Here is a 24,528-nt window from a genome sequence, read left to right as displayed (position 1 = left end):
CAGTGGGCTTTTTTGTTTGGCGAGTGATATAAAAAAAGCCGCTGATCATTCAGCGGCTTTTTACAATTTCTAGTTAAGAATTACTTCTTCTTTTTCGCTTTAGGGTTTGGCAGGTCAGTGATTGTACCTTCAAACACTTCCGCCGCTAGCCCCACTGACTCATGCAGAGTCGGGTGAGCGTGGATAGTTAGTGCGATATCTTCTGCATCACAACCCATTTCGATCGCAAGACCGATTTCACCGAGCAGTTCACCACCGTTGGTACCAACAATAGCACCACCAATTACGCGGTGAGTGTCTTTGTCGAAGATCAGCTTAGTCATACCGTCAGAGCAGTCTGATGCGATAGCACGACCCGAAGCCGCCCAAGGGAAGGTCGCGGTTTCGTAGTTAATGCCTTCCGCTTTCGCTTCTTTCTCAGTCTTACCAACCCAAGCCACTTCTGGCTCAGTGTAAGCAATTGAAGGAATAACTTTAGGATCGAAGTAGTGCTTCTTACCCGCAATCACTTCTGCTGCTACGTGACCTTCGTGCACTCCTTTGTGAGCCAGCATTGGTTGGCCAACGATATCGCCGATAGCAAAGATATGAGGCACGTTAGTACGCATCTGCTTGTCAACGCTGATAAAGCCACGTTCGTCGATTTCTAGACCCGCTTTCTCGCCGTCGATTAGCAAACCGTTTGGTACACGACCGATAGCAACAAGAACCGCATCGTAGCGCTCAGCTTCTGCTGGCGCTTTTTTGCCTTCCATTGAGACATAGATACCGTCTTCTTTCGCTTCAACTGCTGTCACTTTCGTTTCTAGCATCAGGTTGAACTTGTTCTTCACACGCTTAGTGTAAACTTTAACGATGTCTTTATCGGCTGCTGGGATAACTTGGTCAAACATCTCAACCACGTCTACTTGAGAACCCAGAGATTGGTATACCGTACCCATTTCTAGACCGATAATACCACCACCCATGATAAGCAGTTTGCCCGGTACTTCTTTTAGCTCAAGCGCATCGGTTGAGTCCCAAATACGTGGGTCTTCATGCGGGATAAACGGCAGTTTAATAGGACGAGAGCCTGCTGCAATGATAGCGTTATCGAAGTTAACCGTCGTTGACTCGCCTTCACCTTCGACAAGAATAGAGTTAGGGCCAGTAAATTTACCGTAACCGTTAACCACGTTCACTTTACGCATCTTAGCCATACCGCCAAGACCGCCAGTCAGTTGGTTAACTACTTTCTCTTTCCAGATACGAATCTTGTTGATATCTGTCTGAGGCTCACCGAACACAACACCGTGTTCAGCCATCGCTTTCGCTTCTTCAATTACTTTTGAAACGTGTAGAAGCGCTTTTGATGGGATACAACCCACGTTCAGACATACACCACCTAGGGTGCTGTAGCGCTCAATAAGTACAGTTTCAAGACCTAAATCTGCACAACGGAATGCAGCGGAGTAACCAGCAGGACCAGAACCAAGTACAACAACTTGGGCTTTAATTTCTTTGCTCATTGTGACCTCTTGTAGTCATTATCCCTAACAGGCTGAGTGGGTATCGATTTTTTATGTTTAAGAGTTATTCGTTTTAAACAGTTATTTCAGACCGCCAACAGTTTACAGAGATGTTAATGGTGTGAAAAGTAAATCAATTTAGCCTGTGAGCTAGACAACAATTCGATGGCGAAGACCTTATTGAATCTAAAGTCTACGATCAAATTGTCAGATAGTTATTAGTAACAGAGGCGGCCAATTGCCGCCTCTTAATCGTCTATTCGAGTTAAAGAACGAGACGACGGATATCTGATAGTGCACCGTTTAGGAACGTAATAAAGCGCGCACCTTCAGCACCATCGATCACACGGTGGTCGTATGATAGAGACAGTGGAAGCTGTAGACGCGGTTCGAACTCTTTACCGTTCCATACTGGTTTCATTTCAGACTTAGACACACCCAGGATACCAACTTCTGGTGCGTTTACGATTGGTGTAAACGCCGTACCACCGATACCACCAAGGCTTGAGATCGTGAAACAGCCACCCTGCATATCTGCTGCAGTCAGCTTACCAGCACGTGCTTTCTTAGACACAGCCATTAGCTCTTCAGAGAGTTCGTAGATGCCTTTCTTGTTTACGTCTTTAAAGACAGGAACAACTAGGCCATTTGGCGTATCTACTGCGATACCGATGTTCACATACTTCTTCAGAATTAGGCTCTCACCATCTTCTGATAGAGAAGAGTTGAACGCTGGGAACGCTTCAAGGGCTTTCGCCGCCGCTTTCATGATGAACACTAGTGGCGTGATCTTCATGCCTGAGTCTTTCTTCGCTTCAATCGCATTCTGCTCTTTACGGAATGCTTCTAGCTCAGTGATATCTGCGTTATCCCACTGAGTAACATGAGGGATCATCACCCAGTTACGGTGTAGGTTTGCACCCGAGATCTTCTTGATGCGAGATAGAGGCTGAGTTTCAGTCTCACCGAACTTGCTGAAGTCCACTTTTGGCCATGGTAGTAGACCAAGTGCAGCGCCATCACCTTTGCCAGATGCTGCAGCACCTGCACCAGACTCAAGGCGCTTAAGCGCTTCTTTAACGTAAGACTGTACGTCTTCTTTTAGAATACGGTTCTTACGTCCGCTGCCTTTCACTTTAGAAAGGTTAACGCCAAACTCACGAGCTAGACGACGCACAACTGGAGACGCGTGAGCGTACTCATCGTTCTCTTTAAAATCGCCAGTCGCTGCTGGAGCTGCTGCCGCTGGAGTTTCTGCTTTAGGAGCTGCCGCTGCAGGTGCTGCAGCTTGAGCTGGAGCTGCTGCCGGAGCAGGCGCTGCGCCCGCTACAGGAGTCCCTGCGACTTCGAATACCATGATTAGTGAGCCAGTAGACACTTTGTCGCCAGCTGCAATCTTGATTTCTTTCACTGTACCAGCGAATGGTGCAGGAACTTCCATAGAAGCTTTGTCGCCTTCAACAGTGATCAGAGATTGCTCTTCTTCCACTGTGTCGCCAACAGCAACCATGATTTCAGTTACTTCTACTTCATCGCCGCCGATATCTGGAACGTTAACTTCTTTCGCCGCAGACGCTGCTGGAGCTTCAACTGCCGCAGGAGTTGCTGGAGCACCTGAACCTGCAGTTTCGAATACCATGATTAGAGAGCCAGTCGATACTTTATCGCCTGCTGCTACTTTGATCTCTTTAAGCGTACCTGCGAATGGTGCAGGAACTTCCATAGAAGCTTTGTCGCCTTCTACAGTGATCAGAGATTGCTCTTCTTCGATGCTGTCGCCGATTGCTACCATGATTTCAGTAACTTCAACTTCGTCACCACCGATGTCTGGTACGTGAACTTCTTTCAGTTCTGCCGCTGCTGCTGGAGCTGGAGCCGCTGCTGGAGCCGCTTCTGCCGCAGGAGCAGGTGCAGCGTCAGCTGCACCCTCGGCTTCGAAAATCATGATTAGAGAACCAGTAGAAACCTTGTCGCCTTCTGCAACTTTGATTTCTTTAACGATACCCGCTGTCGATGCAGGAACTTCCATAGAAGCTTTATCGCCTTCAACAGTGATCAGAGACTGTTCTTCTTCAACCTTGTCGCCAACGCTTACAAGAATCTCAGTAACTTCAACCTCATCCGCACCGATGTCTGGTACATTAATTTCGATTGCCATTTCTTATCTACCTTCTTAATTAAGCGTATAGCGGGTTAGTTTTCTCAGTGTCGATGTCGAATTTCTTAATTGCTTCCGCAATTACAGATTTCTCAACTTCGCCACGTTTCGCTAGTTCAGTTAGCGCTGCTACTACTACGTAACCTGCGTTCACTTCGAAGTGACGACGTAGGTTTTCACGGCTGTCTGAACGACCGAAGCCATCAGTACCAAGAACTTTGAAAGACTCAGCAGGAATGAATGCACGAACCTGCTCTGCGTAGTTCTTCATGTAGTCAGTGGCTGCGATAGCTGGCTCAGTACCCATTACTGTTTGGATGTAAGGTACTTTCGCTTCCGCTTCTGGGTGAAGCATGTTGAAACGCTCTGCATCTTGACCGTCGCGAGTCAGTTCGTTGAATGACGTTACAGAGTAAACATCAGAAGCAACACCGTACTCTTCGCTTAGGATTTGAGCGGCTTTACGTACTTCATTCATGATAGTACCCGAGCTCATTAACTGAACTTTCGCTTTATCGCCCGTGTAAGTTTCTAGCTTGTAGATACCTTTACGGATGCCTTCTTCAGCGCCTTCTGGCATTGCTGGCATTGCGTAGTTTTCGTTCATTAGCGTTAGGTAGTAGAACACGTTCTCTTGATCAGGACCGTACATGCGACGGATACCGTCTTGCATGATTACTGCTACTTCGTACGCGAATGTTGGGTCGTAAGAGATACAGTTAGGAACCGTACCCGCCATGATGTGCGAGTGACCGTCTTCGTGCTGTAGACCTTCACCGTTCAGCGTCGTACGACCAGCAGTTGCGCCTAGTAGGAAACCACGTGCTTGTTGGTCGCCAGCCATCCACGCCATGTCGCCAACACGTTGGAAGCCGAACATTGAGTAGTAGATGTAGAACGGGATCATTGGTAGGTCGTTTGTCGAGTATGAAGTCGCAGCAGCAACCCATGAAGACATAGCACCTAGCTCGTTGATACCTTCTTGTAGAACCTGACCTGACGTTGCTTCTTTGTAGTAAGAAACGATGTCGCGGTCTTGTGGTGTGTAGTTCTGGCCGTGCGGGTTGTAAATACCGATTTGACGGAACAGACCTTCCATACCGAATGTACGCGCTTCATCCGCAATGATAGGAACGATGTTCTTACCAATGTTCTTGTTCTTAAGTAGAACGTTAAGTGCACGTACGAATGCCATAGTAGAAGAGATATCACGCTTCTGTTCTTCTAGTAGTGGCTTGAATTCTTCTAGCTCAGGAACGATGAGTTCTTGAGTAAAGTTTGGTAGACGCTGAGGCGTGTAGCCGTGTAGCGCTTTACGACGAGCGTGTAGGTATTCGTACTCTTTTGAACCTTCTTCAAGTTTCAGATACGGAAGTTCTTTAACCGCTTCGTCAGTTAGGATGTCTTGTAGGCCTAGACGATCACGTAGGTGTAGTACGTGAGTCATATCCATCTTCTTAACTTGGTGCGCGATGTTCTTACCTTCAGCCGCTTCACCCATGCCGTAACCTTTAACAGTCTTAGCTAGGATTACTGTTGGACGGCCTTTCGTTTCTGCCGCGTTTTTGTATGCCGCGTAAAGCTTAGAAGACTCGTGACCACCACGCTTAAGTGCGAAGATTTCGTCGTCAGTCATGTCAGCAACGAGTGCCGCAGTTTCTGGGTACTTACCGAAGAAGTGCTCACGTACGTATGCGCCATCTTTCGCTTTGAACGTTTGGTAATCGCCATCGATGGTTTCGTTCATAAGCTGTAGAAGCTTACCAGTGGTGTCTTTCGCTAGTAGAGAATCCCAGTTGTTACCCCAGATGACTTTCACTACGTTCCAGCCAGCACCTTTGAATAGACCTTCAAGCTCTTGAATGATCTTACCGTTACCCATTACAGGGCCGTCTAGACGCTGAAGGTTACAGTTGATTAGGAAACATAGGTTGTCTAGCTTCTCACGTGCAGCAAAAGAGATAGCACCACGTGATTCTGGCTCATCCATCTCACCGTCACCTAGGAACGCGTAAACACGCTGCTCAGAAGTATCTTTCATGCCGCGGCCTTCAAGGTACTTAAGGAAACGAGCTTGGTAGATCGCAGAGATCGGACCCAGACCCATAGATACGGTTGGGAACTGCCAGAATTCAGGCATTAGTTTAGGGTGCGGGTATGATGGGATACCTTTACCATCGACTTCTTGACGGAAGTTGTCTAGCTGATCTTCAGTTAAACGACCTTCAACAAATGCACGTGAGTAGATACCTGGTGAAATATGACCTTGGTAGTAAACCAGATCGCCACCGTCCTTCTCGTTTGGCGCACGGAAGAAATGGTTGAAACATGTTTCGTAGAATGCAGCAGAAGACTGGAAAGACGCCATGTGGCCGCCTAGTTCTAGGTCTTTCTTAGATGCACGTAGAACGATCATGATTGCGTTCCAGCGGATGATAGAACGAATACGACGCTCAAGTGTTGTGTCACCTGGGTAAGCTGGTTCTTGATCTGCAGGAATCGTGTTGATGTAGTTAGTTGTGATACCTGTTGGCATATCAACACCGTCTAGACGTGCTTTGTCTAGAACTTGCTCTAATAGGTACTGAGCACGTTCTACACCTTCTTCACGTACAACTGACTCAAGTGCTTGTAGCCATTCTTGAGTTTCCAGTGCATCTACGTCATGCTTCAAATCAGACATGGCGATCTATCCTTCTATTGGTTGGATCTAGTTATTTAAAGTAACCGTTCTTATTTTAAGAATCGTTACCTTGCTGAATTCGACGCAAAGAGCGTTCTCTGCGCGACTCTTCACGAGTCAAATCCAACAATGTTTCTTCGATATAAGCTAAGTGTGAGTGAGACATTTCACGCGCCTTTTCTGGCTGGCCAGAAACAATCGCATCCACGATGTTAGCTCGGTGTTTACTTACTTTCTCTACCACTTCTTCGCGGCGATGTAAGAGCTTTAAATTCTGCAAGACATTTTGCTCAAGCAAAGGGGCTAAACTACGAACAATATGCAGCAGCACCACGTTGTGGGCTGCTTCAGTTAAAGCGATCAAGAACTGCATAACAGCAGCGGCTTCCGCCTCAACGTGCTTCTTAGTTTGCTCTTCGCTGATGTTAGTCAGGCAAGCCTGAATACGCGCAAAGTCTTCCTCGGTACCACGAACGGCTGCAAAATAAGCGGCTATACCTTCCATCGCATGACGCGTTTCCAGTAAGTCCAGCTGAGTTTCGGAGTGGCTAGACAGTAAATTTAGCAGAGGATCAGAAAAGCTGGTCCAGATGCTCTCACTGACAAAGGTGCCACCACCTTGACGGCGAGTAAGAAGACGCTTGGCTTCTAACCGTTGTATCGCTTCTCGGATTGAAGGGCGCGAGACATCAAACTGCTTCGCTAATTCTCTCTCAGGCGGCAGTTGCTGCCCTGGAGACAATGTTCCTTCTACAATCAGCCTTTCTAACTCTTGTTCAATCACATCAGAAAGTTTTGGCTGACGAATCCTTTGATAAGCCATAGTTATTTTTCTTCTACTCTGTATGCAGTCAATTGGTAATACCAATTTTAAGTTGACGAGAAAATTAACATAATTAAAACGCAAGTTCCAGTCAAAAATTGACCCAAATCATAGAACAAGGCTAACACCAACACTTTGATAACAATAGTCGATTAAAACAGCAATCAAATTGGTCTGACCAATTACAAAATATAAACAGATGGGAATAAACCGTGCTAGGCATCACAGTTTAATCGGTGAGTTTTAAAGGAATATGAATGGAATAGGTCAATAAAAGACAACAACGGAGGCGAGTGGCGAGTGGCGAGTGGCGAGTGGCGAGTCAACTTTTAAGGACTGCCCCATACCTTCAATCTTTTCTTTTCGAGAATTTAGACTGTCATCCCCGAGAGTGAAGTACGAACGAGTTGGGGAGATCTTAAAGCGAGTAGAAAGCCTTTCGAGATTCCCTACTCGCTCCTTCGTCACTATATGGAATGACTACTTATGTATCAAGCCATACTGGAGTGACTGATATTAGCTATGAAGCATTTGTATCGATTAGCTAGCCTCAATATGATCAATCATCAATTGCAGTGACTGATTGCCACGAAATTCATTGATATCAAGCTTGTAAGCCAAATGAACGGTTTTAACCGACGCATCTGGCCAGCGACGCAAATCCACATTAAAGGCAATGCCATCGATCATCATATTGGTTGGGTGACCTTTGTGCAGTGGCTCAAGCATCAGCTTGAGATGCTTTTCTCCCACCAGCTTTTGGTGGAGCACTTTAAACTCACCATCAAACAGAGGTTCAGGAAAGGCTTGTCCCCAAGGCCCACCAGCACGCAACATTTCCGCCGTGTGCATCGAAAACTCTTCCGGCTTAAGCTCACCGTCAGACAGCAACACCCCTTTTAGCGCAGCCTCGTCCAGATCCTGCTTTACGGCTTGATCGAACAACTGTGCAAAACGTTCGAAGTTTTGTTCCATGATCGTTAGACCCGCCGCCATCGCATGGCCGCCAAACTTGAGGATCAATCCTGGGTTTTGCGTATCGATACGATCCAGCACATCGCGCATATGCAAGCCAGGAATGGAACGGCAAGACCCTTTAATCGCGCCTTCGCCACCATCAGCAAAAGCGATCACCGGGCGATGAAACTTCTCTTTGACTCTTGACGCAAGAATACCAATCACGCCTTGATGCCAGTCTCTCTGAAACAGGACTAAACCGTGGGGCATATCTTTTTCACCAAACTGGAGACGCTCACAAAACGCCATGGCTTCTTGTTTCATCCCCTCCTCGATCTCTTTTCGAGTCTGGTTTAAGCCATCTAACTCGCTGGCCATCCGACGAGCGGCATGAATATTATTACTCAACAGCAACTCAACCCCAAATGACATATCGTCCAAACGACCTGCGGCATTAATTCGTGGCCCAAGGGCAAAGCCAAAATCCGAGGCAACCAGGCGCCGCGCATCGCGCTTAGCCACCTCAATCAAGGCCTGAATACCCGGCCGAGCTTTACCAGCCCGAATGCGCTGCAGGCCTTGATGCACTAAAATTCGGTTATTTTCATCCAAAGGCACCACATCGGCCACAGTCCCCAGCGCCACCAAATCAATCAGCTCCATCAACTTAGGTTCAGCCATGCCTTGCTGAGCAAACCACCCAGACTTTCGCATATGTACGCACAGCGCCATCATCAGATAAAACGCGACCCCAACTCCCGCTAACGCCTTAGATGGAAACGCGCACGCTTGCAGGTTGGGGTTCACCATAGCATCAACAGGAGGCAGCTCATTTCCAGGTAAGTGATGGTCTGTCACCAATACGGTTAACCCTTGCTGTTTAGCGTACCTTACCCCCTCAATAGACGAGACACCGTTGTCGACCGTCATGATCACTTGCGCGCCAAGCTCAATCGCCTGATCCACCACTTCTGGGCTTAACCCATAGCCATCTTCAAAGCGATTAGGGACTAAATAATCGACATTGTTCGAGCCGAGCATGCGCAGCGCCAGCACCGACAACGCGGAGCTGGTCGCACCATCGGCATCAAAATCACCGACGACAATAATACGCTGCTGAGTTTGAATCGCCGTAAACAGCAGTTCAACGGCCGCATCAATGCCGTGCAATTTTTGGTAAGAATGCAGCGCTCGAGCGGTGGTTTCTAGCTGTTCGACCTGCGTGATACCGCGTGCGATGTAAATGCGCTTGAGTAACGGTGCTATGGTGTCTGGAAGAAGGCTTAAGTCGACTTCGGGTCTACGTTGAATTTCTATCATATAAGGGCTTTTGAGCCTCGAGTGAGGCTCATTATCTGACTAAGTTAGATTTGCTCGAGACGCTCAAGGAGTTGAGCAGGGGGAAGGTAACCGCCGACCATTTCGCCATTGGGCAAGAATATCGCAGGCGTACCACTAATACCCAGTTCACGCCCGAGCGCATAGTGCTGCTTGATGACGGTTTGGAACTCGGCTAGGTTGTCACCCGTTTTCGGAAACTGACGATTGACTTTGCCATTGTGCATCGCGCTATTAGGATCATCTGCCGCCCAAATTGCCGCCATTTGGTCGGCAACCATACCAGTACCACCTTGACGAGGGAACGCCATGTAACGCACGGTAATACCTAAATCATTGTACCCCTGCATTTGGCTGTGCAGTTTTACACAGTAGCCACAGGTAATGTCCGTGAACACAGTAACCGCGTATTTTTCCTCGGCCGCCTTAAACTCAATCATGCTATCTTTAAAGGCTTCGATTTTCTGCGCATTGATCGGCGCTTGACGCTGAGCAAGCACATCTTGGTACTGGCCGTTATCATCTAACTCGTACAAGGTTCCCGCGAGAAAATACTTACCGTTTGGCGAGGCAAACAACACGCCACCACTGGTTTGAACTTCGACCAGCCCTGCGATATCGGCTGGCACTACATTGTGCACTTCTAGACCCAGCTTAGAAAAGCGCGCTTCAAGCTCCGCTTTGTCGAATTTTACCTCATTGGCCAACGCAGACTGCGCAGCGAAAACCAGAGGTAACGTTAGTAGAGTCATTCGGCGTAGTACGCTCATTCAATTCACCTTAATCATGTTCTTAGCCACCTTTGAGTACTAGGCTCTAGGGTGATGTTCACTATGTAGCTGTTTTAATCGTTCCGTTGCCACATGAGTATAAATTTGTGTTGTCGACAAGTCACTATGCCCCAAAAGCATTTGAACAACACGTAAGTCTGCGCCGTAATTGAGCAAATGAGTAGCAAACGCATGCCGAAGCACATGCGGCGAAAGTGACTCGGTATCAATACCCGCTAGCACCGCATAATGCTTGATACGATGCCAAAAGGTCTGACGTGTCATTTGACGCGCACGTTTACTTGGAAACACTACATCAGAGGTATTGTCCCCCAACAACTCAGACCTGCCGTGCTGGAGAAAAGTTTCAATCCAATCCACCGCATTTTCACCCATCGGCACCAAACGCTCTTTACCGCCTTTACCTGTGACCCTAACCACCCCTTGGCGTAAGCTGATGTTTTCCATCGTCAGGCTAACCAACTCCGTCACACGCAAACCTGTGGCGTACAGTAGCTCCAACATCGCTTTATCGCGCAGCTCCATCGCGTCGTTGGGATCAGGTGCATTCAGTAGTGACTCAACCTGCTCTTCACTTAAATCTTTCGGTAATCGCTTCGGTAACTTAGGGCTAACGAGCAGAGCACTTGGGTCGTCTGCGCGGATTTTTTCCCGGTGAAGGTATTGAAACAAGCGACGAATCGCCGATAGCATCCGCGCTCGAGACGTCTGTTTATAATTTTGGTCAGTCAGCCAAACTTGATACTCTTGCAGCCCAGACAAACTGATAAAGTCGAGGCGATAATGATTGGCGTCCATCCATTGCAGAAGTTTGACTAAATCGTTGCGGTAAGAAGCTAACGTGTTCTCAGACAAACCGCGCTCCATCCACATCGCATCTAAAAACTGCTCTACAATCCCCTGATCGGGTGACATCTGCTGTGACACAACTAACCTCTTCTGTTTGCTCTGCGCTCAAATGTAAGGGGCACTGCGAAAGAATGCTATAAAAAATCATCATCTGGTTGGATATTCGCTGCAAAGCTCGCCATTTTGTGGTTAGAATTCACCATCCTGTTTGCACAAGTTAGAAAAATGCTATGAAAATCGGTCTGTTTTACGGCTCAACCACTTGCTATACCGAAATGGCGGCAGAGAAAATCCGCGCTATCATTGGGGAAGACCTTGTCGATATTCACAACGTTAAAGAGTCGCCATTGTCGTTAATGAGCGATTATGACCTTCTCATTCTGGGGATCTCGACTTGGGACTTTGGTGAAATCCAAGAAGACTGGAATGAGATATGGGATCACATCGATGGCATCGTTCTAAATGGCAAAACCGTCGCGCTGTTCGGGCTCGGCGATCAAGAAGGCTATGGCGAATGGTACCTCGATGCGATGGGGCTACTCCACGACCAACTGAAGAAGACCGGAGCTAACGTGATTGGCTACTGGCCCAATGACGACAGCTACGAGTTTGAAGCGTCAAAAGCACTGACTGAGGATAACCGTCACTTTGTCGGCTTAGCACTCGACGAAGACTCACAGTACGAGCTGAGTGATGAGCGCATTGCGACTTGGGTTGAGCAAATACTTGTCGAGTACCAAGCGACACTCTAAACGCCATTTAGTCATAGTGTTTTGAGGCGTTGCATTGAATTCTTCAATCGTTGGTATAGAACGCTATCAACGCTCAGCGCCAAGACCTGCTCTGTATCGGCACCAGTCAAACACCAGTCCGGGGTCGGTTTTGCGCAAAGGGGCAATATATTGATGTCCGGTGATTCTCGGCAGCGTGATCTGAGGGTAACGCTGCTGTATCTGTTGCGTTAGCTCAATCAACGCCTGATATTGTGCGTCGGTATAGGCGACAAAATCGCTTCCCTCGAGCTCAATCCCAATTGAATAGTCATTGCACTTACTTCTCCCCGCGTAGCTCGACGCGCCTGCGTGCCAGGCACGCTGTTCAAAAGAAACAAACTGTACCACTTCTCCATCGCGACGAATCAAGCAGTGAGCAGAAACCCCCATCTTATGAATGACGTTAAAAAATGGATGTTCTTCAGGGTTCAGTTTCCCAGTAAAAAACTGCTCGATATAAGGGCCACCAAACTCTCCCGGCGGTAAGCTGATATTGTGAATAACCAACAGAGAAATATCCGTTTCGTCGCTTCTTGGGTCAAAAAATGGCGAAGGGACGTGACGCGCTTGTTTGTACCAGCCGTGGTTATCAATCATATTTGCTTATTCACTCATTGTGGGTTCTTGGCAATTTTATATTTTTGCCGTTGAAATGCGAGAATAATGGCTGAATTTCACTCGCAGTCAGCGTATCATGCCCAGCTCCAATTAACTGCGTATTAGATTTGCGATGAAAAACACACACAATAGCCAAGAACGTCTTGAATACTTAAAACAACAACTACCTCTTGAGATCTCTCGTGCTGTGGCGGACACCCTAAAAGAAGATTTAGGCGGCACTCTGGATCCAGCAGCCGATATCACTGCAAGTCTAATCCCTGCCGACGCACAAAATGAAGCAACCATCATTACCCGCGAACATGGGGTTTTCTGTGGCCGAGCTTGGGCTGATGAAGTCTTTAAACAACTCGGTGGTGAAGTGAACATTGACTGGCACGTCCAAGACGGGGACAAAGTGGAGCCAAACCAAGTGTTGTGCACACTATCGGGCCCAGCACGCGCACTGCTGACTGGTGAACGCAATGCGATGAACTTTATCCAAACTCTATCAGGCTGCGCGACGGTAACCGCTGAATATGCCGCACAACTTGAGGGCACTGGTTGTCGCTTGCTCGATACTCGTAAAACGATTCCTGGCCTACGCAGCGCACTCAAATATGCGGTCGCTTGTGGCGGTGGTTATAATCACCGAATTGGTGTATTCGATGCGTATTTGATCAAAGAGAATCACATTATCGCGAATGGCGGGATCACACAGACGATCCAAACCGCCAAACAGCTTAACCCAGGCAAGCCAGTCGAAGTTGAAACCGAGAGTTTGGCGGAGCTAAAAGAAGCGATCGAAGCCGGTGCCGATATCATTATGCTCGACAACTTCACCACAGAGATGATGCGTGAGGCGGTTAAAATCAATGCAGGGCGAGCAGCACTCGAAAACTCAGGCAACGTGACCCTCGACACCATTCGTGAATACGCTCAAACCGGTGTCGACTATATCTCTGTTGGAGCATTGACCAAACACCTCAAAGCAATGGATCTCTCGATGCGCTTCAAGTAACCCCCTGTTTAGAACATTTCCCACGGAGGCCATGCGCCTCCGTATTGGTTCTTACCCAAAAACCGGACTTTGCTCCCCTTTTTCTGCATATCGGCGGTAAAAACATGATGATCGCTCTTCGAGTGACTCATAAGTGACTCAATTGCCCCTGTAGCACACGCGCCTCTCAACCTAATCTCTCTCCACTAGCCATAATGTTCATGAGAGAGACAATGTATCGACGACGCGCAAGCGGTTTTACTTTGATCGAGCTAATGATAGTGGTCGCGGTCATCAGTCTGCTATCTGCCGTCGCCATTCCACAATACCAAGTCTATGTAAAAAAGGCGGCGTTAAGTACCGCGCTCGCTTCCGCGACAGCGTATAAAGTACTCATCGAAGACGACATTGCCTTTGAAGGACGCTTTCCAGCAGTGTCGCGCGACTTTGCTATCGGAACCATTCGCGCAGAATCAGCGCCACTGGCAACCGGAACGGCAACCAATGATGTCACGGTCGCGATTACTCAAGGCTCCGCAACAGGACAAAGTATCACTTTAAAACGTGATGCCAACGGCGTATGGCGCTGCACCACATCAAGCAGCATCGCGATTGCAGGGTGTTCATAATGCAAAGCGATCTTCTCTTCACTCTCGTCAGTTCTCAGCTCATTACGTCTAGCCAACAACATGAGTTGATGCAGGCGTTACAACAGCGCCATCAACCCTTGCTCGATATATTGCTCGACAACACCAGAATCCGCGAATCAACGCTTGCCGAGCATCTGGCGAAACAGTTCACATTACCTTTGATAGCCTTATCAGACTATGACTACTTAACAATCAGCCAACAGCCCTCTTTGATCGAGCTGTTACAAAAGTTTGATGCCGTCCCCATTGCACATGAACAGCAGACTCTGCGACTCGCCGTTGCCGACCCTTGCCAGCAGGAATTAGAACAAGCATTTAGTTTCGCGACAGGAATGAGCGTCGAGTTGACCATCGCTCATTGGACACCAATCAAACAAGCGTTGCAGATATTACGCGGCGAGTCTCCCCCTTCTTCGCTAACCCGTCGCCCTATCGAAGCGAAACAGTTGACTGACATGGTCAGCCTCTCCGCGGACGAGCAAGATGATCACGACGATCTGAGCCACGACAACGCCCCAGTCAGTCGCTACATTCAACAAGTGTTACTCGATGCGGTTGCCAGGCGCGCTTCCGATGTTCACTTCGAGCCTTATGAGCAGACATATCGAGTCAGAATGCGATGCGATGGTTTGCTAATAGCGGCCGAGCAGCCGGATTACCAATTGAGTCGCCGACTCGCTGCTCGACTCAAAATTTTGGCGAAACTGGATATTGCCGAACGCCGGCTACCGCAAGACGGTCGGCTCAAACTGCGCTTAAATCATCAAACTTCGGTCGATATGCGCGTCTCTACCCTACCGACCTTGTTCGGAGAAAAAGTCGTATTACGCATCCTTGATAACCGTGCAATTGCACTTGATATCAATGGACTTGGGTTGAATGACGGTCAAAAACGCACCTATCTTGCAGCACTCAACAAACCACAAGGGATGATTTTACTCACTGGCCCAACCGGGAGCGGGAAAACCGTTTCGCTCTACGCCGCGCTTAATCACCTCAACGCCGAACATATCAATATTGCGGCCGCTGAGGACCCGATTGAGATCGCGGTTCCTGGCGTCAACCAAGTCCAAGTTCAGCCAGATATCGGGCTAGACTTTAGCCAAGCACTGCGCGCCTTTCTACGCCAAGATCCTGATATCATCATGATTGGTGAGATCCGTGATAGCGATACCGCGCAAATGGCAATCAAAGCCGCGCAAACGGGACATCTGGTATTAGCTACCTTGCATACCAATTCTGCCGCCCAATCCATTGAACGTTTGACCCACATGGGGATCGCGCCTTTTAACCTTGCCTCTTCGCTTTCTCTCGTGATTGCTCAGCGGTTAGTACGAAAGCTCTGTCCGCATTGCAAACAGCGCGACAGCGTCAATCCCCATACCGCCAAGCAGTTCGGTTTAGCTGCCCAAGAGGCCATCTTTACCGCCTGTGAGCAGGGCTGCGCCCAGTGCAATCTAGGTTATTTGGGTCGAACGGCGATCTATGAAGTCCTGCCGATCTGCCCAACTTTAACCGCGGCGATCTCTCGTCGTGACACGGCCCAGCAACTCAATGCGCTTGCACTAGAACATGGCTTACAGAGTTTAAAGCAGTCGGGCGTGGAAAAGCTTCGCTCAGGGGTCACCAGCCTCGCTGAGCTGCAGCGCACCTTGCTTGTTTAATCCGCCATGCTCCGTTCAAAACTGTCCCAGAAACTCTATCGCTTTGATTGGCAAGGCATAGACAACTCAGGCACTCGTCAGTGTGGACAAGAGATCACGACCTGTGAACATCAACTCAAACAGCAACTGCAAACGCAACAGATCTCGCTCTTGACGTTAAAACGTCACTCACTATCCACTTTTGCTCATTGGCGACATAGCGCACATGCGCACGACATTACCGCTATTACCCGTCAACTGGCGACTCTACTCGCCAGTGGTGTCACGCTCTCACAGTCGCTTAAGCTTATTGGCCAAGGTCAAAAGAAGGCAGAAGTGCGATGGATCGTGTCACATCTCAGTCGCAGCGTCGAAGCTGGCACGCCCATATCTCAAGCTATGCAACACACTCACCCTTTGTTCGATGCGTTCTATCTCAGCTTGATCAAAGTCGCAGAACAAAGTGGTCAGTTAAGTGAAGTGGTAGCAGGGCTAGCACGCTATCGAGAAGACCACCAACAATTACAAACCAAGTTAAAAACGGCCATGATCTATCCATCGATCGTGATAATGACCGCAGCAGGTGTCACCTACCTAATGCTGACATTCGTTGTCCCCCAATTTAAAGCGATGTTTGTTGGACTCGGCGCCGAACTACCTTGGTTTACTCAACAAGTGCTTGATATGTCAGAACTCATCCGCGCCTATGGTGGCTTTCTGGTATTCACAATACTGGGGCTAGCAGGAGTAGTCGCTAAGTTTATTAATGCGTCACCGAACTTACGACGTTATTGCAGCTATCTTTCGCTCAAGATTCCTATTTTCGGCTCGCTAAAGGCGCATGGCGCGCTGCATCGATTCTGCCACTCATTAGCCATTAATGTCAGTGCCGGAATCCCCATTCATCAGGGCTTATCTACTGCCATTAACACCCTGCATCACCCCTATTATCAGTGCCTGATGAGTGAGGTTTATCAAAACGTTTTGGCGGGAATGCCGATGTACATCGCACTACGAGAAAGCAAGCAGTTTCCAGACTTGATGATTCAAATGGTGATGGTCGGAGAAGAGTCAGGTCAGCTTGAGAATATGTTGTTCAAACTCGCAAACACCTATCAATCGGAAATCGATACTCAAGTCGAACAACTTGAAAAATCCCTAGAACCCTTATTGGTGTTAATCTTGGCCACGATTGTAGGAAGTTTAGTGGTCGCTATGTACTTGCCTATCTTTAACTTAATGAATGTCTTAGGATAGTATATCCAGCTTAACTCCGAGTCAGCGTCACTAATCAATGGATATTTTTAACTACTACCCCTGGCTGTTTCCCACTTTAGCCACTATTTTTGGCCTTGTTATTGGCAGTTTCCTTAATGTAGTGATTCATCGTCTTCCTCTGATGATGGAAAGGGAATGGCGACAAGAGTGCGCAGAGAGCTTTCCTGAATACCATATTGAACCGCCTACAGGAGAGTTTAATCTAAGCGTTCCGCGCTCTCGCTGCCCTCATTGCCAACATCCAGTGGCGATGCGTGACAACATTCCACTGCTGGGTTGGTTACGTCTCCAAGGCCGGTGTCGTCACTGCTCTCAATCAATCAGTGCCCGTTATCCTCTCGTTGAACTGCTGAGCGCGACCCTCAGCTTTTCCCTAGCTTATCAACTCGGCTTTAGTTACTTTTCACTGGCACTGTTACTGTTTACCTTTACGCTGATTACAGCCACCTTTATCGACCTAGACACCATGCTGCTGCCCGACCAATTGACTCTGCCTCTCACATGGGCAGGCATTGCGCTCGCTCTGTTCAATATCAGTCCGGTATCACTGCATGACTCGGTGATTGGCGCGATAGCGGGTTACTTATGCTTATGGAGTGTTTACTGGTTGTTTAAGTTGCTCACGGGCAAAGAAGGCATGGGCTACGGCGACTTTAAGTTACTTGCGGCTTTAGGAGCGTGGCTAGGTTGGCAGCACCTACCTCTAATCATCTTACTCTCATCTTTGGTCGGACTGGTATTTGGCCTGATCCAGTTGCGCTTGAAGCGTCAAGGCATAGACAAAGCCTTCCCTTTCGGGCCATATTTAGCCATCGCAGGTTGGATCAGCATGATGTGGGGCGACGCCATTATGTCGTGGTATTTACACAACTGGCTGGGAATCTAATATGACATTTGTAGTTGGCCTCACCGGCGGCATCGCCAGCGGAAAAACGACCGTGGCGAATCTCTTCCAGCAGCAGTTCGGTATTGAAATTGTCGACGCTGATGTCGTGGCCCGTGAAGTAGTCGAACCCGGCAGTGCTGGGCTCAATGCCATTGTAGAACGCTTTGGCGGTCAAATCTTAACCGAGCAGGGCTCACTGAATCGTACTCAGCTGCGCGAGATCATTTTCAGTCAGCCAGATGAAAAGCGCTGGATCAATACACTACTGCATCCGATGATACGCGAACGCATGCTGCAACAGTTGCGCGATGTTCAATCTCCTTATGCACTGCTGGTCATTCCACTGATGGTAGAAAACAACCTCCAATCACTGGCCAATAAAGTCATTGTGGTTGACGTAGAGCCAGAAATACAGATTGCACGCACTATCCAGCGCGACAACGTTGACGCCAAGCAAGCTGAGTCGATCTTAGCTTCTCAAGCAACTCGCGAACAAAGATTAGCGATTGCTGACTATGTGATTAAAAATAGTACAGAAAACCAAAAACTTTTGCCTCAAATCACAGAATTGCATCAAAAGTTTCTAGAAATGTGTGGGGCAAATCTGTGAGAATAAAGACTGAATTATCCAGAGCTGCATTTTAATGACCACGCATTACTTCGAACATCCACTGAACGAGAAAACGCGAATTTACCTGCGAGTAGAAGCGCTACTCAACCAGTTGAGCATTGCAGCTCAGTTCAGTGATGATATGCAGCATCTGCTCTTTTATCGTTCACTGTTCGACCTACTCGAGATCTTTGAACAGATTCAACTTAAGAGTGAGCTCGCCAAAGATATCGAAAAGCAAAGGCTCACCTATCGTTCATGGTTAAATGTTGATGGCGTGGATCAAGAGATGCTACAAACCATCTTAAGCGAAGTCGATGTAGTGCATAGTGACTTGATGTCAGCTGAACGATTTGGACAAAGCCTGAAAGAAGACCGTTTTTTGAGTGCTATTCGACAACGCTTCAACTTACCTGGCGGCTCTTGTTGTTTCGATTTGCCTGCACTGCACCACTGGCTACACCTGCCTCTTGATAAAAAGCGCAGCGACGCAAACAAATGGCAAAGCTCACTCAAACCGTTAGCCAATGCTCTACAGTTGTGGCTCAAGCTTACACGTGAGACAGGCCACTTCCGCCCAATCCAAGCGCAAGCCGGCTTTTATCAAAGTGACGCAGAAGAGGCCAACATTCTACGCTTAGAAATCCCAATGCAATATGGCGTCTACCCAATGATTTCTGGTCACAAAAACCGCTTTGCGATTAAGTTCATCGAGTTTGGCTCAGGCCAAGCATCGGTCGCCAATATTGAATTTAATCTGGCGGTTTGCTGTTAGCCTATCGGTTACAATTGTCGCTATAATCACACCATACTGTGTTCCAAACAGAGAGTAACATGTCAAAAATCACCACTGTCCCTTGCCCACAATGCGGCAAAGAGGTTATTTGGGGAGAACAAAGCCCTTACCGCCCCTTTTGTAGTAAAGCCTGCCAAATGATCGATTTTGGTGAGTGGGCCGACGAAGAAAACAGCATCCCCGGCGCACCCGATATGTCTGATTCTGATGGCTGGTCAGAAGATCAGTACTGACAGAATAGAGAGACGAGAACGCTGCGCTTCAAGGGAGAGAATAAGAAAAGCTGATGTGAAAACATCGGCTTTTTTAATATCTAACTTGCAACGTGTTAGAGCGATTTTTGCAAGAGTAAGAAGGGGGAACGGAGTTTACGCTAGTAAATCAGCGCCGACGCCGCTGCTATCGTGAAATACCACCAGCATAGCGTCTAAAATAAAAAAGCGGAGACCAATTGGTCTCCGCTTAATATGAGAACGCTAGTTATAGCATTACTTCTTAGCAAGTTTCTCTTTGATACGAGCTGACTTACCAGAACGCTCACGTAGGTAGTACAGTTTGGCACGACGTACTGCACCGCGGCGTTTAACTTCAATGCTATCAACCATTGGAGAGTGAGTTTGGAACGTACGCTCTACACCTTCACCGTTAGAAATCTTACGTACAGTGAATGCAGAGTGTAGACCACGGTTACGAATACCGATTACAACGCCTTCAAAAGCCTGTAGACGCTCACGGTCACCTTCTTTTACCTTAACTTGAACAACAACTGTGTCACCAGGTGCAAAGTTAGGTAGGTCTTTTTTCATTTGCTCTTCTTCAAGAGCTTTGATGATGTTACTCATTTTCAATATTCCTAGAATAAACTGATACTAAATTTAATAGGTTACTTAGCTCGACTCTGTTTAATGAATTCGGCCAGTAATTGTTCCTGTTCGTCAGTCAGAGCTAGGTTTTCCAGGAGCTCTGGTCTTCTTAGCCAAGTACGGCCTAACGACTGTTTCAGTCGCCAGCGACGAATATCCTTATGGTTACCCGACATCAGTACCGAAGGTACTTGTTTGTCATCCAACACTTCAGGACGTGTATAGTGAGGGCAATCTAACAAGCCATTGGCAAAAGAGTCTTCTTCTGCTGACGCGAAATCTCCCAGTACTCCCGGAACAAACCGCGAGACAGAATCGATCAACGTCATGGCTGGTATTTCACCACCCGTCATCACAAAATCGCCAATTGACCATTCTTCGTCAACTTCAGATTGAATGATGCGCTCATCTACCCCTTCGTAGCGGCCACAAATCAGAAGCAAATTCTCATTCGTTGCCAGCTCCTCGACTCCCTTCTGGTCGAGCTTACGACCTTGTGGAGAGAGATAAATGACTTTCGTCTTACCCGGTGAGGCTTGTTTAGCGGCATGAATAGCATCGCGCAAAGGCTGCACCATCATTAACATGCCAGGACCACCACCGTAAGGTCTATCATCAACAGTGCGATGTTTGTCATGAGTGAAATCGCGAGGATTCCAAGTCTCAATCGACAAAAGACCTTTTTTAACCGCTTGACCTGTTACTCCGTAATCAGTAACGCTGCGGAACATTTCAGGAAACAGGCTTATAATGCCAACCCACATTGTTCTTTGGCTCCGTTACTTGGAGTTAGAATCCAGGATCCCAGTCAACTTCGATCCGTTGAGCTTCGCGATCAATGTGTTTGATCACTTGCTCTTCAAGGAACGGAATTAGTCGTTCCTTTTGCCCAAAAGCATCTTTTAGATTTGCTTTAATCACCAAAACATCGTTGGAACCCGTTTCTAGCATGTCGGAAACGACACCTAGATCGTAACCTTTATCAGTTACGACTTGCATTCCAATCAAATCACGCCAATAGAATTCATCTGATGGCAATTCTGGCAATACTGCAGGGTCAATTGAGATTTCAAAGTTAGTCATTAATTGCGCGTCTTCGCGCACATCAAGACCTTCCAGCTTCACCACCAAACCTTTGTTATGGCGCTTCCAACTTTCGACTTTGTACTCGACCCACTTGTCACCTTGTTTTACAAACCAAGGGGTGTAATCAAATATGCTTTCGGTATTGTCTGTGTAGGAAAAAACCTTGAGCCAACCACGAATGCCGTAAGTAGCACCAAACTTACCTACAACAATTTTTTCGTTGCTCATTGTTTCTTTACCTTTCATCGACATAAGCTAATTACTACTTCTTAATGTAAGAATTAAGCCGCTTTTTGAGCGTCTTTAACTAGCTTAGCTACGCGGTCAGATACAGTTGCGCCTTGACCAACCCAGTGGTTAACGCGGTCTAGATCTAGACGTAGACCTTCTTCTTGACCTTTAGCAGTTGGGTTGAAGAAACCCACTTTCTCGATGAAACGGCCAGTTGCTGCATTGCGGCTGTCCGCTACTACGATTTGATAAAATGGACGCTTTTTAGCGCCGTGACGTGCCAAACGAATGGTTACCATGTCGTCCTCTTTGCTTTCTCAAAAATAAAATTAACCCCAGAAACCACTTATCGCTAAACAGTTTGGGGCTCGTGCCAAAATAAAGCTCCGGAATTTTACTCTTATTCCGGAGCAATGCAAGGTCTTTAGCTATTTTTTCACCAACATAAAACGGTATTTAAGTTTGTGATGCAGCTAACACCTTGAAATTTTTATCTCACAATAAACTTAACGGCCAAATGGGTTAAAACCACCACCGGCGCCGCCCATGCCACCCATCATGCCTTGCATGTTGCGCATCATGCCTTTCATACCGCCTTTTTGCATTTTCTTCATCATCTTTTGCATCTGAGTAAATTGCTTCAGTAGGCGATTCACATCTTGCACTTGGGTGCCAGAACCCGCGGCAATACGTTTCTTGCGCGAACCTTTTATCAATTCAGGGCGTTGACGCTCTTTCATAGTCATGGAGTTGATGATGGCTTCCATTTGCTTGAACATCTTGTCGTCGACTTTGTCTTTGACGTTGTCTGGGAGTTGAGACATGCCTGGTAGCTTGTCCATCATGCCCATCATACCACCCATGCTCTGCATCTGACCGAGCTGCTCACGGAAGTCTTCAAGGTCAAAACCTTTCTTCTCTTTAAACTTCTTCGCCAGTTTTTCTGCTTTTTCAGTGTCGACGTTGCGCTGCAAATCTTCGATCAGCGACAGTACGTCCCCCATGCCTAATATGCGTGAAGCAACACGATCCGGGTGGAAAGGTTCAAGTGCGTCGGTTTTCTCACCCACACCTAAGAATTTAATCGGCTTGCCAGTAATATGACGAACCGATAAAGCCGCACCACCGCGGGCATCACCATCGACTTTGGTTAGAACCACACCAGTTAAAGGTAACGCATCACCAAATGCTTTAGCCGTGTTGGCAGCATCTTGACCTGTCATGGCGTCGACAACAAATAGAGTCTCAACCGGGTTGATCGCTGTGTGTAGCTCTTGAATCTCTCCCATCATCTGTTCGTCGATCGCTAATCGACCGGCAGTATCGACGAGCAGCACATCGTAGAACTTCTTCTTCGCGTGATCGATGGCAGCGTTAGCAATATCAATGGGCTTTTGGTCTGCTGAAGAAGGGAAGAAATCAACGCCTACATCGGCTGCCAGCGTTTCTAACTGCTTAATCGCCGCAGGACGGTAAACGTCGGCAGACACAACCAAGACTTTCTTCTTATCACGCTCAGTCAGGAGTTTAGAAAGCTTACCGACCGACGTAGTTTTACCTGCACCCTGTAGACCAGCCATTAGGATAACGGCTGGAGGCTGAGCGGCTAAGTTTAGAGCTTCGTTAGACTCACCCATGACGCCTTCAAGTTCGTTTTGAACGATCTTGATAAACTCTTGGCCAGGAGTCAGCGATTTAGACACCTCGACACCGACAGCCGACTCTTTAACGCGTTTAATAAAATCGCGTACAACCGGTAATGCCACGTCCGCTTCAAGTAGTGCCATACGCACTTCGCGCAACGTCTCTTTAATATTATCTTCGGTCAAACGACCTTTACCGCTGATGTTCTTCAGCGTTTTGGATAAGCGATCCGTTAAATTATCAAACATCTTACTCTCTTTACCTAGACGGTGTTTAGGGAGACACGCCTTGTCAATGACGGCGAAAATTACTGTGAGTATACCTTAGCCAACCAGCGCATGACACCGCCTAGATAACTTTTGATATCTCAAGTCGCGCAAATGAGGGTGATAAGTCATGGCTCAAGCTGTTGATGCAGGGTATAATTTGTTAAAAATCCACCAGCTTATAGAGAATAATGGACAACCTCATCGCCGTTGTGGCGGCAATACTTTATCTATTAGCCATTGCGACCATAGTCCCCGGACTGGTCCACCAGACAGGCATTCGGGTCAAGACAGTACTGGTAAGTGCAGCGCTTGCGCTCGCTTTTCATGCTTGGTTGCTCAGCGATCTCATCTTAGGCAGCTCAGGACAAAACCTCAGTATTCTCAATGTTGCCTCGCTGATAAGCTTTATTATCTCATTGGTGATGAGCACCGCGATGCTCAAGACTCGTTTGTGGTTCCTGCTCCCGGTTGTCTATAGTTTTGCCGCGATCAACTTAGTCGCAGCCGTCGTACTACCGAGCACCTTTATCACCCATTTAGAACAAGACCCTAAGCTGTTAATCCATATTTCATTTGCCTTGTTCTCATATTCTACGCTGACTATCGGTGCGCTCTACGCACTGCAACTCGCTTGGCTAGACCACAAATTAAAAGCCAAGAAAGCGATGGCGATCAACCCTAACTTGCCACCTCTTTTGATGGTTGAGCGCCAGCTATTCAATATCATACTCATCGGAACGTTACTGCTGACAGGCACGCTACTCACTGGTTTTGTCTTTGTTCAAGATATGTTCGCTCAGGGCAAAGCACATAAAGCCATCCTCTCTTTTGTCGCTTGGATCGCCTACTCTGTGTTGCTGTGGGGGCATTATCAGAAAGGCTGGCGCGGGCGCAAAGTCACGTGGTTTGCCGTTGCTGGTGCAACCCTACTGACTTTAGCTTATTTTGGCAGTCGCTTTGTACGCGAAATAATTTTGCGCTGACGACCCAATCACAACTGAAAGGTGCATTAATTGCACCTTTCTTTTACACTACGCAATCCCCTATTTGAAATTGACTTCAATAACATTTTAGGTCATAAATTAACCAAACATA

Annotated in this window: 24 protein-coding genes; 10 read left to right on the top strand and 14 right to left on the bottom strand. The window is 47.6% G+C overall.

The window, feature by feature from the left end; translation table 11 throughout:
* Positions 1–80 precede the first annotated feature (80 nt).
* The 7 genes from lpdA to xerD all read right to left on the bottom strand — a co-directional run bounded on the left by lpdA (position 81) and on the right by xerD (position 11,173).
* On the bottom strand, positions 81–1,508 hold the full coding sequence (lpdA, locus tag FCU94_RS02055) for a dihydrolipoyl dehydrogenase (protein WP_176286896.1): 1,428 nt from the start codon (positions 1,506–1,508) through the stop codon (positions 81–83).
* A 265-nt stretch (positions 1,509–1,773) separates the two neighbouring features.
* Positions 1,774–3,666 (bottom strand): pyruvate dehydrogenase complex dihydrolipoyllysine-residue acetyltransferase, encoded by a 1,893-nt coding sequence (gene aceF / locus FCU94_RS02050; RefSeq protein WP_176286895.1) that lies wholly within the window; start codon positions 3,664–3,666, stop codon positions 1,774–1,776.
* A 19-nt stretch (positions 3,667–3,685) separates the two neighbouring features.
* Positions 3,686–6,349 (bottom strand): pyruvate dehydrogenase (acetyl-transferring), homodimeric type, encoded by a 2,664-nt coding sequence (aceE, locus tag FCU94_RS02045; RefSeq protein ID WP_176286894.1) that lies wholly within the window; start codon positions 6,347–6,349, stop codon positions 3,686–3,688.
* A 55-nt stretch (positions 6,350–6,404) separates the two neighbouring features.
* Positions 6,405–7,172, bottom strand: coding sequence for a pyruvate dehydrogenase complex transcriptional repressor PdhR (gene pdhR / locus FCU94_RS02040; RefSeq protein WP_176286893.1), 768 nt, complete (start codon positions 7,170–7,172; stop codon positions 6,405–6,407).
* A gap of 540 nt (positions 7,173–7,712) precedes the next feature.
* Positions 7,713–9,449 carry a single-stranded-DNA-specific exonuclease RecJ gene (gene recJ / locus FCU94_RS02035; RefSeq protein WP_176286892.1) on the bottom strand — a complete coding sequence of 579 codons (1,737 nt, stop codon included), beginning with the start codon at positions 9,447–9,449 and terminating at the stop codon, positions 7,713–7,715.
* 44 nt (positions 9,450–9,493) lie between these two features.
* Complete coding sequence (locus FCU94_RS02030) at positions 9,494–10,237, bottom strand: thioredoxin fold domain-containing protein (RefSeq protein ID WP_176286891.1); 744 nt, start codon at positions 10,235–10,237, stop codon at positions 9,494–9,496.
* Positions 10,238–10,276: 39 nt separating this feature from the next.
* A complete protein-coding gene (xerD, locus tag FCU94_RS02025; protein ID WP_176286994.1) occupies positions 10,277–11,173 on the bottom strand; it encodes a site-specific tyrosine recombinase XerD in 897 nt (298 codons plus the stop codon).
* Between the two features lie 164 nt (positions 11,174–11,337).
* Here xerD and fldB point away from each other — a divergent pair, with 164 nt between their 5' ends.
* Positions 11,338–11,859, top strand: coding sequence for a flavodoxin FldB (gene fldB / locus FCU94_RS02020; protein ID WP_176286890.1), 522 nt, complete (start codon positions 11,338–11,340; stop codon positions 11,857–11,859).
* 66 nt (positions 11,860–11,925) lie between these two features.
* On the opposite strand, the gene ampD is transcribed toward fldB, so the two are convergent.
* Positions 11,926–12,477 carry a 1,6-anhydro-N-acetylmuramyl-L-alanine amidase AmpD gene (ampD, locus tag FCU94_RS02015; protein ID WP_176286889.1) on the bottom strand — a complete coding sequence of 184 codons (552 nt, stop codon included), beginning with the start codon at positions 12,475–12,477 and terminating at the stop codon, positions 11,926–11,928.
* Positions 12,478–12,610: 133 nt separating this feature from the next.
* On the opposite strand from ampD, the gene nadC reads away from it, so the two are divergent.
* Complete coding sequence (gene nadC / locus FCU94_RS02010; RefSeq protein ID WP_176286888.1) at positions 12,611–13,498, top strand: carboxylating nicotinate-nucleotide diphosphorylase; 888 nt, start codon at positions 12,611–12,613, stop codon at positions 13,496–13,498.
* 8 nt (positions 13,499–13,506) lie between these two features.
* On the opposite strand, the gene FCU94_RS19270 is transcribed toward nadC, so the two are convergent.
* A complete protein-coding gene (locus FCU94_RS19270; protein ID WP_255199220.1) occupies positions 13,507–13,629 on the bottom strand; it encodes a hypothetical protein in 123 nt (40 codons plus the stop codon).
* Between the two features lie 81 nt (positions 13,630–13,710).
* Here FCU94_RS19270 and FCU94_RS02005 point away from each other — a divergent pair, with 81 nt between their 5' ends.
* From FCU94_RS02005 to yacG, 7 genes are read left to right on the top strand one after another with little or no spacing between them, the layout of a single operon-like run.
* Positions 13,711–14,106: a pilin gene (locus tag FCU94_RS02005; RefSeq protein ID WP_176286887.1), complete on the top strand. Its 396-nt coding sequence runs from the start codon at positions 13,711–13,713 to the stop codon at positions 14,104–14,106.
* Positions 14,106–15,791: a type IV-A pilus assembly ATPase PilB gene (pilB, locus tag FCU94_RS02000; RefSeq protein WP_176286886.1), complete on the top strand. Its 1,686-nt coding sequence runs from the start codon at positions 14,106–14,108 to the stop codon at positions 15,789–15,791. Before FCU94_RS02005 ends, pilB begins: the two co-directional genes overlap by 1 nt.
* A 6-nt stretch (positions 15,792–15,797) precedes the next feature.
* Positions 15,798–17,027 carry a type II secretion system F family protein gene (locus FCU94_RS01995; RefSeq protein WP_176286885.1) on the top strand — a complete coding sequence of 410 codons (1,230 nt, stop codon included), beginning with the start codon at positions 15,798–15,800 and terminating at the stop codon, positions 17,025–17,027.
* 37 nt (positions 17,028–17,064) lie between these two features.
* Positions 17,065–17,934, top strand: a complete 870-nt coding sequence (locus tag FCU94_RS01990; protein WP_176286884.1) for a prepilin peptidase — start codon at positions 17,065–17,067, stop codon at positions 17,932–17,934.
* A gap of 1 nt (position 17,935) precedes the next feature.
* Positions 17,936–18,544 carry a dephospho-CoA kinase gene (coaE, locus tag FCU94_RS01985; RefSeq protein WP_176286883.1) on the top strand — a complete coding sequence of 203 codons (609 nt, stop codon included), beginning with the start codon at positions 17,936–17,938 and terminating at the stop codon, positions 18,542–18,544.
* Between the two features lie 34 nt (positions 18,545–18,578).
* Positions 18,579–19,319: a cell division protein ZapD gene (zapD, locus tag FCU94_RS01980; protein ID WP_176286882.1), complete on the top strand. Its 741-nt coding sequence runs from the start codon at positions 18,579–18,581 to the stop codon at positions 19,317–19,319.
* Positions 19,320–19,378: 59 nt separating this feature from the next.
* A complete protein-coding gene (gene yacG, locus FCU94_RS01975; RefSeq protein ID WP_176286881.1) occupies positions 19,379–19,573 on the top strand; it encodes a DNA gyrase inhibitor YacG in 195 nt (64 codons plus the stop codon).
* A gap of 255 nt (positions 19,574–19,828) precedes the next feature.
* Here the strand turns inward: yacG and rplS are convergent, their stop codons facing one another.
* The 5 genes from rplS to ffh form a co-directional block, all read right to left on the bottom strand.
* Positions 19,829–20,182, bottom strand: a complete 354-nt coding sequence (rplS, locus tag FCU94_RS01970; RefSeq protein WP_045977783.1) for a 50S ribosomal protein L19 — start codon at positions 20,180–20,182, stop codon at positions 19,829–19,831.
* A gap of 41 nt (positions 20,183–20,223) precedes the next feature.
* The gene (gene trmD, locus FCU94_RS01965) at positions 20,224–20,967 is read right to left on the bottom strand and encodes a tRNA (guanosine(37)-N1)-methyltransferase TrmD (RefSeq protein WP_176286880.1); all 744 of its coding nucleotides are present in this window, start codon (positions 20,965–20,967) and stop codon (positions 20,224–20,226) included.
* Between the two features lie 25 nt (positions 20,968–20,992).
* A complete protein-coding gene (rimM, locus tag FCU94_RS01960) occupies positions 20,993–21,541 on the bottom strand; it encodes a ribosome maturation factor RimM (protein WP_176286879.1) in 549 nt (182 codons plus the stop codon).
* A gap of 29 nt (positions 21,542–21,570) precedes the next feature.
* Positions 21,571–21,819, bottom strand: a complete 249-nt coding sequence (gene rpsP, locus FCU94_RS01955) for a 30S ribosomal protein S16 (RefSeq protein ID WP_176286878.1) — start codon at positions 21,817–21,819, stop codon at positions 21,571–21,573.
* Positions 21,820–22,026: 207 nt separating this feature from the next.
* Positions 22,027–23,412, bottom strand: a complete 1,386-nt coding sequence (gene ffh, locus FCU94_RS01950; protein WP_176286877.1) for a signal recognition particle protein — start codon at positions 23,410–23,412, stop codon at positions 22,027–22,029.
* 209 nt (positions 23,413–23,621) lie between these two features.
* On the opposite strand from ffh, the gene FCU94_RS01945 reads away from it, so the two are divergent.
* Positions 23,622–24,416, top strand: coding sequence for a cytochrome C assembly family protein (locus tag FCU94_RS01945; protein ID WP_176286876.1), 795 nt, complete (start codon positions 23,622–23,624; stop codon positions 24,414–24,416).
* Positions 24,417–24,528: the final 112 nt, after the last annotated feature.

Origin of the sequence: Vibrio sp. JPW-9-11-11 (assembly GCF_013369335.1) — a bacterium.
Classification (GTDB): Bacteria; Pseudomonadota; Gammaproteobacteria; order Enterobacterales; family Vibrionaceae; genus Vibrio.
Note: the sequence above shows the minus strand (reverse complement) of the source record. Positions and strands in the feature narration are given on the sequence as shown.